Origin of the sequence: Chryseolinea soli, assembly GCF_003589925.1 — a bacterium.
GTDB classification, from domain to species: Bacteria; Bacteroidota; Bacteroidia; order Cytophagales; family Cyclobacteriaceae; genus Chryseolinea; species Chryseolinea soli.
The window spans coordinates 1,754,145-1,768,086 of sequence record NZ_CP032382.1; the positions used below are offsets into that span (position 1 = coordinate 1,754,145).

The 13,942-nt window shown below is 51.3% G+C and carries 10 protein-coding genes; 1 reads left to right on the forward strand and 9 read right to left on the reverse strand.

Translation table 11 applies throughout. The annotated features are described in order from the left end of the window. Positions 1-13: 13 nt before the first annotated feature. From D4L85_RS07565 to D4L85_RS07600, 8 genes are all read right to left on the reverse strand, one after another. Positions 14-1,411, reverse strand: coding sequence for an ATP-binding protein (locus D4L85_RS07565; RefSeq protein ID WP_119753756.1), 1,398 nt, complete (start codon positions 1,409-1,411; stop codon positions 14-16). A 130-nt stretch (positions 1,412-1,541) separates the two neighbouring features. Further along, on the reverse strand, positions 1,542-2,825 hold the full coding sequence (locus D4L85_RS07570; RefSeq protein ID WP_119753757.1) for a Gfo/Idh/MocA family protein: 1,284 nt from the start codon (positions 2,823-2,825) through the stop codon (positions 1,542-1,544). A gap of 156 nt (positions 2,826-2,981) precedes the next feature. Then, positions 2,982-5,897 carry an FAD-binding and (Fe-S)-binding domain-containing protein gene (locus D4L85_RS07575; protein WP_119753758.1) on the reverse strand — a complete coding sequence of 972 codons (2,916 nt, stop codon included), beginning with the start codon at positions 5,895-5,897 and terminating at the stop codon, positions 2,982-2,984. 57 nt (positions 5,898-5,954) lie between these two features. Further along, a complete protein-coding gene (locus D4L85_RS07580; protein WP_119753759.1) occupies positions 5,955-7,388 on the reverse strand; it encodes a nicotinate phosphoribosyltransferase in 1,434 nt (477 codons plus the stop codon). Positions 7,389-7,395: 7 nt separating this feature from the next. After that, on the reverse strand, positions 7,396-8,292 hold the full coding sequence (locus tag D4L85_RS07585; RefSeq protein WP_119753760.1) for an NUDIX domain-containing protein: 897 nt from the start codon (positions 8,290-8,292) through the stop codon (positions 7,396-7,398). A gap of 2 nt (positions 8,293-8,294) precedes the next feature. Further along, positions 8,295-8,948, reverse strand: a complete 654-nt coding sequence (locus D4L85_RS07590) for a DUF4291 domain-containing protein (RefSeq protein ID WP_119753761.1) — start codon at positions 8,946-8,948, stop codon at positions 8,295-8,297. Between the two features lie 90 nt (positions 8,949-9,038). Then, positions 9,039-9,725: an NUDIX hydrolase gene (locus D4L85_RS07595; protein ID WP_119753762.1), complete on the reverse strand. Its 687-nt coding sequence runs from the start codon at positions 9,723-9,725 to the stop codon at positions 9,039-9,041. Positions 9,726-9,783: 58 nt separating this feature from the next. Next, the gene (locus D4L85_RS07600; protein ID WP_119753763.1) at positions 9,784-11,493 is read right to left on the reverse strand and encodes an amidohydrolase; all 1,710 of its coding nucleotides are present in this window, start codon (positions 11,491-11,493) and stop codon (positions 9,784-9,786) included. Positions 11,494-12,046: 553 nt separating this feature from the next. Here D4L85_RS07600 and D4L85_RS07610 point away from each other — a divergent pair. Further along, complete coding sequence (locus tag D4L85_RS07610; RefSeq protein ID WP_160143594.1) at positions 12,047-12,241, forward strand: hypothetical protein; 195 nt, start codon at positions 12,047-12,049, stop codon at positions 12,239-12,241. A gap of 22 nt (positions 12,242-12,263) precedes the next feature. Here D4L85_RS07610 and D4L85_RS07615 read toward each other — a convergent pair whose 3' ends face one another. Then, positions 12,264-13,817: a vWA domain-containing protein gene (locus D4L85_RS07615; protein WP_119753766.1), complete on the reverse strand. Its 1,554-nt coding sequence runs from the start codon at positions 13,815-13,817 to the stop codon at positions 12,264-12,266. Positions 13,818-13,942 lie beyond the last annotated feature (125 nt).

The window sequence follows — 13,942 nt, forward strand, 5'->3', positions numbered from 1 at the left end:
TTACCGTGATGCGTTACAGCGGAAAGCAAACCTCGAAGGAAGTTTGGCCGGGCACAGATCTCACCTTCACTTCGCCATCGTGGCGGCGAAGAATTTGGCGTACGATCTCCAAACCTAAACCGGTTCCTTTCCCTACGGGTTTGGTCGTATAAAAGGCGTCGAATATTTTATCCTGAATTTCCTTGGGGATGCCGGGGCCATTGTCGGTGACCGTCACCACGATGAATTCGCGATCTCTTTCCGTGGTGATCTCTAGCCGGGCGTCGTCCTTGCCTTCCAGCGCATCGAGGGCATTGTCGATGATGTTCATCCACACCTGGTTCATGGAGCTAACGTAGATCTTTGGCTTTGGCAGGTTGTCGGCAAAATGCAGGGTCACCTGCACGCGATTGCGTTTAATCTTGTGGTTGAGCAGGGTTAGGGTGCTCTGCAGGCCTTCGCGAATGTCGGCAGGCTCTTTGGCCGGTGCCTGATCCATGTGGGTGTAGCTCTTGATGGAACTCACCAGGGTGTTGATCCGTCGCGCAGCTTCCTCAATGTCGTGCACAAGCCGCTCGGTGGTCAGCACCTGGAAGAGCCAGTCCACCACGGCATTCTTGTCTTCGGGGCGGAGCATTTTTGCCAGGCCTTCCATGTCGTCGCGGTTGAAGCCGAAATCGGAAAGGGTTTCGGCCATCATATAGCCTTCCTGGATTTCGTTGTCCTCCAGCCATTGCAACATCACGTCTTCCTTCTTTGTTTTCTCCATCAGCGAAAGCGCCGGTTGCGTCGCGTTTATTTTCGAAAACAGCAGGTCGTTCACACCGTCTACGATCACTTCGGTGGCTCGAATGCGGATCACGCCTTTGAAATGTTCGGGCAGGTTGGCCAGATGTTTTTTCAATTCCTGCGCTCCCCGCACGACCGCGGCCGATGGGTTGTTCAACTCATGTGCCAGGCCGGCGGAAAGTTTTCCCAGCGCCATCATTTTGTCGTTTTGCTGCTGGAATTTGGTGAACTCACGCACGCGATCGGTCATGGCGTGCACCAACACTTCGGCCAGCTCGTAGTTGGTGGTGATCAATTCATGAAAATAATCCGAATGGAGTCTGTAGGAGATCGCTTCTTCCACGGCCACGCCAATGGCGCCGGCGCCTTTCATGCGACTGTAAGGCAAGCGTCCCGAGATCTCGAAGGGTTCCACCACATCGAAATAATACAGGTTCCCTCCCTGTTCCATATAGAGATTGATGCGGCCCTTGAACAAAATGCGCAATTCGTTCATAGGATCGCCCAACTTAAAAAGCTGTTCACCGTCCGGGTGAACGCTGATGGTTCCTTTGGTAGCCATCCACTCGATCTGGGACGGGGGCAGGTTTTTGAATTCCGGCACCTTCAGCAAATTCGTATAGATTTCTTCTTTGGTCAGCATGCGCGAAAAATTTTCAGAAAGCTATAAAACTCTTGGGATTCATAAACCATCCCAGGCCAACTCCCTTTCTTTCATCCGAAACCAGCAGAACGGACACGGATTCGTACAACAAAATTCTACAACCTCTCCGCTACAGCAAGTCCCACGCTTTCCGGTATTTCCGCGAAAGCAGGGCATCGGCTTCCTTGTCGTCGACGAACTTTTCTTTTTCGACGTTCCAATTCAGCTTCCGGCCCAACCGCCACGAGATCACCGCCAGGTGCATGGGCATGGTCATGTCTTTTACATAGGCCAAGTTGGATTCGGGTGAGGTCCGCGCCTTCACGGCATCCACAAAATTCTGTTGATGCCCTGGCGAACGCGGCAGCTTTTGGGCCACCTCGGGCAGATCCGAAACCGTTTCGCCGTTGATGGTGATGGAGCGGGTCTCGTAGTCGCAGATCAGCGTTCCTTTGTCGCCTTCAAAATAGGCGCCGATGCCACGCTCTGCTGCGCCGGGTACGTTGGGTGGCAGCGTGGTCCAATACAATTTCAGGTTTTCAAATTCAAAATCCGCATCCAGCCACTTGGGCGCATCGGCCACACCATCGGTCTTCTCGCCACGCGCCGTAACGCTTTTCAATCCGCGCGGTTGAACGGCCCACCACGCCACGTCAGCAATGTGACACCAGAAATCGGCAAATACTCCGCCGGAATAATCCAGGAAATAACGATAGTTCAAATGAACCCGCTCCGGGTAATAGTCTACCAAGGGTGCGGGACCGAGCCACATATCCCAGTTCAGCGTTTTGGGCGGCGTTTGAGGTTTGGGATGGCCCATGCCCGGTGAAAAACCGTTCTTCCAAAGCCGTACCGTGTGCACTTTACCAATGGCGCCCGACTGGATGATCTCCACCACGCGATGGTAATTGTCGGTAGCATGGATCTGCGTGCCCAATTGAAAAATGCGATTGTGTTTTGTCAAATTCTTTAGCATCACCCCGGCTTCCTTCACATCGTAGGAAAGCGGTTTTTCGCCGTACACATCTTTGCCGGCCTGAAACGCCAGCGAAGCAATTTGCGCATGCCAATGATCGGGCGTGGCGATGGTGACGGCATCGATGTCCTTGCGGTCGAGCACCTGGCGGAAATCGCCATAGGTTTTTGCTTGTGTATCGGGATGAAGTTTTTTCAACGATTCCAGCGTCCCGTTCAAATGAAGTTCATCGACGTCGCACAACGCCACAATCTCAACGTCTGGCAAAGCAGCGAACCACTGCATGTGCTGGTTGCCCATGCCACCCAAACCGATGTGCGCAATGCGCAACCGGTCGCTGGGTGCGTGCCGGGAAATAAAGGAAGGAAGAATGGCGAAGCCCAATGCCGCGGCACCGCTCTTTTTTATAAAATCACGTCTGTTCAATGATTGATCCATGATAGCGTTAGGGGATTTGGTTGCTCCCTAAGCTATTAAAAATGCCTTGATAATCCTTGCCGAAAAATGATGGACGGCCCGGGAAAAGAGCAAGCCCATCACGAATGGGTTTACTTGCGCGACAAACGTGCGCCGGGCCTTGACGAAAAGCATTTGCTAATCCTTCAGGGCATTCCAAAGGATTTCCACTGGATGCAATGCCCGTCTTCCCGTACCGTCTTTGATCTGGTGACGGCAACTGGTGCCCGGGGCAGCGATGACCACTTCCTCGGGCTGCTTGCGCACGGTGGGGAAAAGGACAAGCTCGCCAATTTGCATGGAAAGATCGTAGTGTTCTTTTTCATACCCGAACGATCCGGCCATGCCACAACACCCGGAAGGAATGAGGTGCACCTCATTTTTGCCCAGCACCGTAAGAATTTTCTTCATCGGCGTCAACGTAGAGAGCGCTTTCTGCTGACAATGCCCGTGCATCTTGATGAGCAGACGCTGTTCCTTGAACGCGCTCGCATCGATGCGTCCGGCATCAAGTTCTTTTGCCAGGAATTCCTCGATCATGAAGGTGTGCGCTCCAATGTTATAGGCACTGGTTTTCTCATCGCCGCGGAGCAAATCGGGATACTCGTCGCGGAACGTGAGAATGGCCGACGGCTCTACACCAATGAGCGGTGTGTCGGCGGTAACCAAATCCTTAAAGAGGGCCACGTTCTTCTGTGCCAGATCCCGCGCTTCTTCCAACATTCCCTTCGACAAAAAGCTGCGCCCCGAATCGTGGTGCTCCACAAACTTGATGGCGTAGCCCAATTTGTCCAATAGCTTTACCGTGGTGATGCCGATTTCGGCCTCGTTGTAGTTCAGCAGTTCATCTATAAAGAGATAGACGGTTTTGGTTGGATGTTTAACCGTGGGTCTGAACTTCGTGGTAAACCATTTCTTCCAACTCACAGGCGAGAGGTGTGGCATGCTTCGATCCGGAGCAAAACCAATGACCGATTTTGCCACGTTGCCCAGGGCTTTGTTGCCAAAGACAAAACGATAGCCCCAAGGCATCAAGGACGCAAGCTTCATACCGAGCGAAAAATTACCGATCAGGCGGGTGCGGAACGGAATGCCCTTGGTCTTATAATATTGATATTGCCATTCCTGTTTCAACTTACCCATGTCCACATTGGAAGGACACTCCGACTTGCAACCTTTGCAACTCAGACAGAGGTCCATCACGTCCTTGATCTCTTCTTGTGCGAAGGGATTCACCTTGTCGGTACGGGTGATCATTTCGCGAAGGATGTTCGCCCGTGCGCGGGTGGTGTCTTTCTCTTTGCGCGTGGCCATGTAGCTGGGACACATCGTGCCACCGCTGATCTCCGTCTTGCGACAATCGCCCGAACCATTGCACTGCTCGGCCGTACGCAAAATGCCCATGGTCGACGAAAAGTCCAGCACGGTGTCAAATTCTTTGGTCGTCTGACCTTTTTCGTAGCGCAGGAAAGTGTCCATGGGTGGAGTGTCCACGATCTTACCCGGATTGAATAAATTATGCGGGTCCCACGTGCGTTTCAGATCTTTGATGAGTGCATAGTTGTGGGGACCGATCATTTGGGGAATGAACTCACCGCGCAACCTGCCATCGCCGTGCTCGCCCGAGAGTGACCCGTCGTATTTTTTTACCAACGTGGCAATGTCTTCCGCGATGGTTCGGAACAATTGAACGCCTTCGGTTTTTTTCAGATCGATGATGGGCCGCAAATGCAACTCACCCGAGCCGGCGTGGGCATAGTGAACACTGTATAAACCATGCTTCTTCAAAATATCGCCAACCTCTGCGATATACGACGGAAGGTCCTCCACGTCAACGGCCGTGTCCTCAATGACGGGCACCGGCTTGTCATCGCCAGGAATGTTGGAAAGCAATCCCAATCCTGCTTTGCGCAGGGTCCACACTTTCTTGATGTCGTCGCCACCCACCACCGGATAGGAATAGCCAAGCCCTTTGCTTTTCAGGTCTTCGATCAATGCCAACGCGTCGGCATCAACCTGGGCTGCGGTATGACGCGTAATTTCGGCTACCAGGATGGCTTGCGGATCGCCTTCGATGAAGAAACGGTTTTCCGCTTGTCCGCGATTTCGTTTTGTGGCTTCAAACACGTAGTGATCCATCAACTCCACGGCCGAAGGCTTGTGGTGCAGGGCCACCAGGTTTGCCCGCAACGATTCGTCGATGCTGTGGCAGTGAATGCACACTAATTTTTTATGTGGCGGATCGATGGGTGTGAGCTTGATCTTAGCCGACGTCACAAACGCCAGCGTTCCTTCCGAGCCCGCAATGAGGCTGCAAAAATTGAAAAGGTCACCCCCATCACGGAAGGGCTGCATGCGCGCCAGCATGTCGATGGCATAGCCTGTATTTCTTCTTTGGATGGAACGCTTGGGAAATTCCTTTTCAATCTCGGTTATGTTGTCGGCGTTGGAAAGCATGGTCTCGATGTGGCGGTATACTTTGTTTTCGAGGGCTTCGCCTTTTGTGCGCGACAAAAATTCTGTTTTGGTCAAAGGTCCGAACCACACCTTGTTGCCATCGGAAAGGATGGCATTCACTTCGAGCAGGTGTTCGCGGGTGCTGCCATAGACCACCGAGTTGGAACCGCACGAGTTGTTGCCGATCATACCACCGATCATGGCGCGGTTTGCCGTGGACGTTTCGGGTGCAAAGAAATAACCATAGGCTTTCAGATGCTGATTGAGGTCGTCGCGCACAATGCCGGGTTCCACCAGCGCCCAGCCCTCTTCCTTATTGACTTCAAGGATGCGATTGAAATGTTTGGAAACATCCACCACAATGCCAGCGCCCACTACCTGGCCTGCCAACGACGTGCCGGCGGTGCGGGGGATCACGGAGGTTTTGTTCTCGCGTGCAAAGTGGATGAGCTTGACAAGATCAGCCTCCGTCTTCGGGATCGCTACGGCTTGGGGGATTTCGCGGTATGCAGAAGCATCGGTGGCGTATAGTTTTCGGGTCGTTTCATCGGTAAAGAATTCTCCTTCCAGCGTTTGCTTCAGACTATTGAGGTTCATGTCTCAAAACTAATTTATTTGATACGAAGTAACAACGCGCAAACAACCGAAGGAGTGTTAGGTTGGGATGGTTCTGAACGACCGCTGAGCCCGCTCACGCACCGCCTCAAAGGTATGCGATCTCCTGATCTCACCATTCTCGAACACAACCTCCATCACATCTTCCAAATCCAAACGTTCGTGTTGCTCAATCGTTTTATATTTCCCGGCTTCATTCACGAGTTTCAATCTACCCGCTTTCGAAGTCTTAAACGAAGCCACCAATTTTCCAGCCGCATCCATTTCCACCGGCTGCTTCTTCACGTCCAATCCTTTTCCGTCCACTTCGGCATAGGAACATTTCAACGCAAATTTCTGCGTGTCGCGATTCACTTTTTGCAGCAAGGCGCCCCCCATGCCCAGCACAAGGTTTTCCGCGGAGATCCCTTTTTCTTTCAAGGCCTTGTAAAGCATCGGAATCGACTCATGATCCACCCCGTCACCTTGAATGACGCGGACCTGGGGTGGAAGCACGCGATAGCCCTTGGTGTTTGTTGTAAATCCGAATTTGGCGAACAAGATGTCGAACACGCTCAGCAGCGTCATCACCGGGTCGCCGGAATCGGGACGAATTACCAGGGTACCCTTGCGCTTCAATATTTCGTCTTTAAATTCTCCTCCCCAATAATCCTCCACAGCCCGGAAGATGTTGTAGGAATCCGAAACACAAGCCACCAAGCCTTCGGGATAAGCATCGAGTACATGCCTGAAGATTTGTTTCTCCCCTTCCGGCCCTAATAACGTCATGATAGAGTGTTCCGTTGCGGGAATAGATTTGCCATACACTTCTTTCGCCTCGTAATACCGCCGTGCAAAACGCGACGCCAACACCGTGTCGCTCCCCATGAAGTTCAGCAAGTGAGCCGACCCACCTAAACCAGCACTTTCCACGGAACTGACACCCCGGAAACCAAAATCATTCAACACAAAATCGATCGCCCCACGCGAGGCGTCATCGGCCGTGGCTTCAAAATATTTTGTTACGGTTTTCCGGACTTCCCGTGAGAGCGTGGCCACCGTGTTGGGATACCACACTTGCATGAGCAGGGTTTCCAGAAAATTGGTGAGCCAGAAGCATGCGGGATCGGTGTTCTCGATCGTCATCAGCACGTTGTGCACGGGAATGGCCAATCCTTCCGGCACCGCCTTGATGCGGACCGGTAGGCGGCCGCCGTGTTTTTCCAAAATGTAATCGAAGTTCTCGCGGCGGAAGACATCCTTTCTGCCAAACACACCGTTCATGATTGCTTCTGCTTCGTCTACATCCTGGCGAGTGAAGGCCTGGCCTTCCAGGTATTCCTTCAAATAATATTGCAATCCATAAAATACCGTTTCCGGGAACAAGCCCCCGCGGCTCTCCAAATAAGAATAGATTTTGGACGTGCCCGGGGTGTAAAGTTTGTAGTGCGAATATTTATAAGCATCCGCAAGCAACAACAGGTTTTCTTTCATAACTGTATCATTTAGCATACTTCTTCAAAAGAAATTGTAAAAGGGGAAGGTGCGTGTCTACCACCTCGTGGTTATCCATCATGTGCAGAACCTTGTCCAGCGGGAACCATTCCACAGAAGCAACATCGTCGCTGCCTTGGGGATCGCCGGAGATGAAATCGGTCGAGAAGAGCGTAGTAATGATCTTGTCGCCCTCGGTTCGATAGCGCCAGTCGTCCACGCGGCGGGAGGTTTCATATTGCATCGGCATGATCTCGATCGGGCCACATTCTTCGTGCAATTCGCGTTGCGCAGCCATTTCGAAACAGTCGTCTGTGGGATCGCTAAATCCGCCCAGCAAACGCCACTGGTTGTCGATCTCCTTTTTGCCTAGCAGTATTTCTTTTTTGTTATGGCGGAACACGGCAATATCGACGGTGGGATAGACTTTGAGATAGGTGTTAGCATATGCGTAGATGATCCCGGAGCGAAACGCCTCCGCGTCCATTACCTTGTCACTGAATTTTTCACGGAGTGCGGTCGAGTTGTGCTTGCCTTGTTCCGGAAGGGCAACCACCTTTTTGTTTCCGGAGTAGCTGGTCATGAAACTGTCGCGACTGCCATAGAGCGTGAAGGTGGAACCGGGAAAAGTCGTGGTGAGCAAATGATCGAGCGCCTGCGTCCATCGCGTGTCCAGGGGATGATCGGAGAGTGGGAGCACCACCATGTCGGGATACTCCTTCTTGATCATCCTCTCGCGCGTCGGAAAATCCAAAGGGTTGCGGCGACTGCCCAACACCGGTGAAACACCGAGTACGATCACCGTTTTGTTGTGGTTTTGCTGCACCGTTTCAATGATTGATTTGTGGCCCTCGTGCAGGTAGGGCGTTTGAAAGCGGGCGATAATGACACCGATGTTATTCATATTTACAAAAGCGTTAGTCCAATTTTCTTTGCAATGGCGGGGTCTTGAGGAACAAACACACTCTCCAAGGGAATTTTAAGTTTATCCAATTGGCGATTGTTTACATACTGATATTGCTCGTTTACAAAAAACGTCATGTCTTCTATGCTTACGATCTGAGTCGATCCGAATTGCTCAAGCATTCCTCCTTTCAACCCCAACTGAATCGCTCTTCGCACCGTCGTATTTCCGAAGGGGTCGTGATCAGGATCCCACTGCAACCTTCCTTCATACTGTTGAAGCGACTGCCTCCACTCATCTTCATTTTCATACACGTCTCTTTGAAAGGAAGCGTACGCACTTTGAGCCAGGATCCGTTCGAAATCCTTTTTTCGAATGGTTATGGCCAGGATCCGTTCCTGCCCTTCCTTCTGCGCCCAGCCACTGCGAAACATCATCCATAAGAAACTGGTTTTGATCCATGACATCCGGTTGTAGCTGTAATCGTTCCCTCCAAAGGTTTGATGCTTCACGGCATAATCGGCAATTGAATTTCTGAAGGCTTGGTAGACGACGATGTGATCTGTGGTTACCCTGCCGATAATGTGATTGCCTTCTTTCGGCAATCTCTCGACGCTTTCGTGATACGGCGTGGTTGATGTTGTTATGATGTTCATTTGTGTAATATATACGCAAATATAAAAGCGACGTTGGATTTCTGGTGATCTAATTTGCGTAATTTTTACACAAATTAGACAACCCCTTGACTATGAGTAGAAAAGATCGGAGTGATAGCCCCGCTCTTTCAGCTCGAAATACTTCTTTTTGTTGAAGCGGTAGAGTTTTGCCGGGCGGCCGGCCTTGCGCTGTAAGGTTTTATTCACCTCCTCCAGGAACCCGAGCGCCATGATGCGTTTTTTGAAATTGCGCCGGTCCAGGTCGTTGTCGAGCAACACCTGGTAAAGTTTCTCCAGGTCGGAAAAGGGAAACTCTTTGTCCAGTAATTCGAACCCTATGGGCTCGTACACGATCTTGCTCCTCAATCGTTTGATCGCGACGTCGATGATCTGCTTATGGTCGAAGGCCAGACGGGGAATGCGTTTGATGCTGAACCACGCCACATCTTCTGCATCGGTTTGCGCGGAGAGTTGGTAGTCGTCGGGGCGCACCAGGCCGAAGTGGGCCACCGAGATCACACGGTTGCGCGGGTCGCGGGCGGGCTGACCAAAAGAATAGAGCTGTTCGAGGTAGTTGACGTCAATTCCCGCCTCTTCTTGCAGTTCGCGGTGCACGGCTTCTTCCAGCGATTCCTCGTTCAGCACCAGTCCTCCGGGAAGTGCCCATGATTTTTGGAACGGTTCATACTTCCGTTTGATCAGCAGGACCTGTATGCCTTCTTCCGGAGAGTAGCCGAAAACGACAGCGTCGACCGAGACTTTTATATCTTGTTTCATGACGTGGGGACCTATTTGCGTACAAATAACACAAAAATCGCCAAGCGGAAAAAGCGGTTTACTTCTTATACACGATTTCTCCCCCAAACATCGTCCACAGCACCTGCGTGGTTTTTACGTCCTCAGCAGAAACCGTGAGCACATCCCGGTCAACCAAAACCAGGTCGGCTTGTTTTCCCGGTTCAATAGACCCGATGGTGGTGTTCCACAACACCTTGGCGGCGTTGATGGTGTAGGCTTTCAGCATTTCTGCGCGGGGCATGCTTTCGCGAGGGTTCAGAACACCCAACTTTCCCAGGCGCGTTTCGGCCACGTATATCGCTTCAAAAGGATTCGCCGAACTCACCGGCCAATCGCTGGCACCCGCAATGACGGCACCCTGATCGAGCATGGATTTGGCGGGATAGTGAACGGCGAATAGTGTGGAGTCGATGTAAGGCTTTACCAATTCAACCGTATACGTGTCGGCCGTTGCCCAAAGGAGTTGATAGCTGGCCAGGACATTCAGCGCCGCGAACCGTTTGAAGTCGGAGGGCACCACCAGTTGAAGATGCGTAATGAAATGAGAAAGCCTGTTGTTGCCATTGGCCGCACGGGCATACGCGAAAGCGTTTAAGGCTTCGGTCACCGCCCGGTCGCCTATAGCATGGACGTGTACCAACAGTTGTTGTTGATCCGCTTTGGCGACAAAGTTTTTGAACTTGCCCGGCTCGAACATGAGCGATCCTTGTCGTCCTGAGTTTTTATAAGGAATAGAGACCGCTGCCGTTTGCGTGGGATATTCCAACACGCCGTCGGCAAAGATCTTGAAACCAAGCACCGACAAATCCTTCACGGTGTTGAAATGCATTTGAAGCGCCTTCAGGACATCTATTTGTTTTTGAATGTCACCGTCGCCATCGGCTACCACTGTAGCTGCTACGTGTGCGGTGAGGTTCTTTTTTAAGGAAAGCTTTTCATAAAGTTGCAAGTCGCTGTTTTGTGCACCGTTGCCGGTGGAGCCGGTGGCAGGATCGAGCCAGGCGGTAATGCCGAGACTGTTCAAGTGCTGAACGCCAGCCCGGGCTGCTTCGTAAGCATCAACGGCGCTGGCAGGCAAAACTTTTCGAATGGTGTTGAAGCCGTCTTCGGAGATGCGTCCGGTGGGTTCGCCTTTCTCATCGACACCAAAAAAAGGACGCTCACTTTCATTCAGAGATGTGATGAAGGCGCGGTTCACACCGGCACGTTGAAGCATCACCCGGTTCACCCACGCCGTGTGCCCATCCGAGCCCCGGAGCACGACAGGTTGCTTGCGATAGCCATCGCCGTTGAAGAGTGCATCAAGCTCATTGAGGTGCGCCCACGTGGCGCTATGCATGCCTTCTATTAGGATGACATCACCCCGCATGCCTTTGCGTGTCTTCAAAATGTTTTCCGCATAGGCAGCCAATTGAAGTGTGGCCAACCATACGTCGCCGACGTTGGCAGCACTGAGGCTTTTGCCGCCACTGAGGGCGTGGTTATGACTGTCGATCAAACCCGGCAAGAGAAATTTTCCTTGCAGATCGATTTGGGTGGTCTCTCCTTTCAGTGCTTTTTGAACATCGACCATCGATCCCACCGCGATGATCTTATCGCCCGAAAGGGCTACCGCTTCTGCAACGGGCTGGTTGGGGTTGGCTGTAAAGATCTTGCCATTGAACAGGATCTTCTGCGATGCCTTTGTCTGAGCTTGCAGTGCGCCTCCGGCAATCGCCAGAGCCAAGAGAAAGAAAAGTCTGTGCATGTGAACGGCTTTGCGTACGGAGATTCAAGATAGGTAAAACTCATCTATCAGCATTCCCCGCATGCCATTCGACGAAGTGCCTGTCAATTTCTCTTCTTTAAACTTCTGATGAAACGTCTGAGGATAAAAAAGTCAGCCACAGCGAAAGTCAGCATCACCAGCCCCACCCAGGCATAGCCTGAATAAGACAAATTCTTATATCCCGGATGGGCAATTTTATCGCTTAAAAGCCCAATGTAAAGGGTTATTAACAGCCCGGTAAAACAAAGAAAAATCACCAGGCCAAATCTGGCTAGTCCTCGAAGTGGTTCATTCATAACGTAAGATCTCCAAAAAATTCGTTAGTCCAAGAACTGCAATTTTCTAATTCCAAATTCTTCACTTCATGAAAATTACCCTACAGCAGCACTGTTCATTTTTGATCAGCCCGATGTACATATTTGACTATTCAAGAATATAAAAAAGCGAAAGCAAACCCTCTGGGAGCTTGCTTTCGCGGTTACTAAATTTGGTAAGCCATTTGATTCAGGGTTGGCGAAACACTATTTCAAACATGAGAACGCTGATCGCCCTTATCCTTTGGTGCATGTTGTTTGTCCTTTGCTGGCCCATCGCCCTGATGGTGCTTTTTCTTTTCCCTTTAATTTGGCTGGTGCTGCTGCCGTTCCGCATCCTGGGATTCACGTTAGAGCTAGGCTTCAAATTGGTCGGCGCCATTCTGCTTTTTCCGTTTCGTGTGTTCCGGTGAACTGGCGAGATGATGCTTCTCCTTAAAGCCCACTTGCCATTGACTCGAAGGCTTTCACCATGTTGATAAACTCGACACGGTACCCTTCTGTGTCCTCGCCCCTGGCACTCTGTGCCATTTTTACCACTTGGTCGTATGTGAAATGATTGGCATATTCCGACTCGCGCAACAACATGCCGAAGGAAGCAACAGAAGCCGACCAGCGGAAATTGTCGGTGGTCTTTGCCAGTGGCGTGTTGTCGTCTACCAAGGGGTGCACGATGAGCTTGCTCACATCTTCGTCGGGCTTTTTATAACGCAGTTTGATCGTTAGCAATTCTTCGGAAGTGTTGGCTGATGGGTTTACTTGCATGGTCTGGTATTTTAGGTCGTCTATTTTGTAGAACTCGCTCTCCACGCCCACGGGGATGATCTCATACAAGGCGGTGACGGTGTGGCCCGAGCCCAATTCGCCGGCGTCCTTTTTATCGTTGTTGAAGTCTTCGCTTTTCAGCATCCGGTTCTCGTAGCCGATGAGGCGATAGGCTTTCACTTTCGCGGGGTTGAACTCCAGTTGCAGTTTCACATCTTTAGCAATGGTGAACAACGTGCCACCGAATTCATTCACGAGCACCTTGCGCGCTTCGATGATGTTGTCGATGTAGGCATAGTTGCCATTGCCTTTGTCAGACAGGGTCTCCATTTTGGAGTCTTTGTAGTTGCCCATGCCAAAGCCCAGTGCCGTGAGGAACACGCCGTCTTTTCTTTTCTCTTCGATCAAACGCTCCATAGAAGCATCGCTGGATTCGCCAATGTTAAAGTCACCATCGGTGGCGAGGATCACGCGGTTGTTGCCGCCGGTCTTGAAATGTTTTTTTGCAATGTCATAGGCCAATTGGATGCCGGCACCGCCCGCTGTTGAGCCACCGGCCTGGAGATTGTCGAGGGCTGCGATGATCGTTTTCTTGTTGGCGCCCGAGGTGGGTTCCAATACCAATCCGGCTGCACCGGCATACACCACGATGGCTACGTGATCTTGTTCGCGCAATTGTCCCACCAACATTTTGAAAGACGTTTTCAGCAACGGAAGCTTGTTGGGTTCGTCCATAGAGCCCGACACGTCGATGAGGAACACGAGATTGGAAGGCGGCAGATTGTCGGTCGCGATTTTCTTTCCTTGCAGGCCGACGTGCACCAGTTTGTGTTTGGCATTCCAGGGTGCGATCGATATTTCGGTGACCACGGCAAAGGGGTCGTCGCCTTCTGGTTGATCATAATCGTAGTCAAAATAGTTGATCATCTCTTCGAGACGCACGGCGTCTTTGGGAGGACGTTGACCGTTGTTGATGAAGCGACGCACATTGCTGTAGGAAGCAACGTCCACATCGATAGAAAACGTAGACAGAGGATTCTTCAATGCATCTTGGAAACTATTTTCAACTATGGCGCGGTATTCTTCGGTGCTCGATTGAAGTTGTTGTTCCTCGAGGTCTGCCGAATCCCTGCGCAATTCCTGGACTGCAGACCCTTGCCGTTCACATGAAAACATCAACATAACTATAATCATCACATAAAAAGACACAATGAAGCGTTTCATAAAATTTTGAGTTTTAAGATTATTAAAAGCAAAAAAATATAGACGTCGTCAGCCAGGCCTGCAGGACACTTGCGGACAGAGGACTCAGAAAAGAAGAATCAGAAAATTAAACCGTGCCGGCGAGG

Bases quoted from the DNA above. Each gene is read 5' to 3' on its own strand.
- D4L85_RS07585 (WP_119753760.1), bottom strand. From the start codon at position 8,292: ATGAATAACATCGGTGTCATTATCGCCCGCTTTCAAACGCCCTACCTG.
- D4L85_RS07570 (WP_119753757.1), bottom strand. From the start codon at position 2,825: ATGGATCAATCATTGAACAGACGTGATTTTATAAAAAAGAGCGGTGCC.
- D4L85_RS07595 (WP_119753762.1), bottom strand. From the start codon at position 9,725: ATGAAACAAGATATAAAAGTCTCGGTCGACGCTGTCGTTTTCGGCTAC.
- D4L85_RS07610 (WP_160143594.1), top strand. From the start codon at position 12,047: ATGAGAACGCTGATCGCCCTTATCCTTTGGTGCATGTTGTTTGTCCTT.
- D4L85_RS07615 (WP_119753766.1), bottom strand. From the start codon at position 13,817: ATGAAACGCTTCATTGTGTCTTTTTATGTGATGATTATAGTTATGTTG.
- D4L85_RS07580 (WP_119753759.1), bottom strand. From the start codon at position 7,388: ATGAAAGAAAACCTGTTGTTGCTTGCGGATGCTTATAAATATTCGCAC.
- D4L85_RS07590 (WP_119753761.1), bottom strand. From the start codon at position 8,948: ATGAACATCATAACAACATCAACCACGCCGTATCACGAAAGCGTCGAG.
- D4L85_RS07565 (WP_119753756.1), bottom strand. From the start codon at position 1,411: ATGCTGACCAAAGAAGAAATCTATACGAATTTGCTGAAGGTGCCGGAA.
- D4L85_RS07600 (WP_119753763.1), bottom strand. From the start codon at position 11,493: ATGCACAGACTTTTCTTTCTCTTGGCTCTGGCGATTGCCGGAGGCGCA.
- D4L85_RS07575 (WP_119753758.1), bottom strand. From the start codon at position 5,897: ATGAACCTCAATAGTCTGAAGCAAACGCTGGAAGGAGAATTCTTTACC.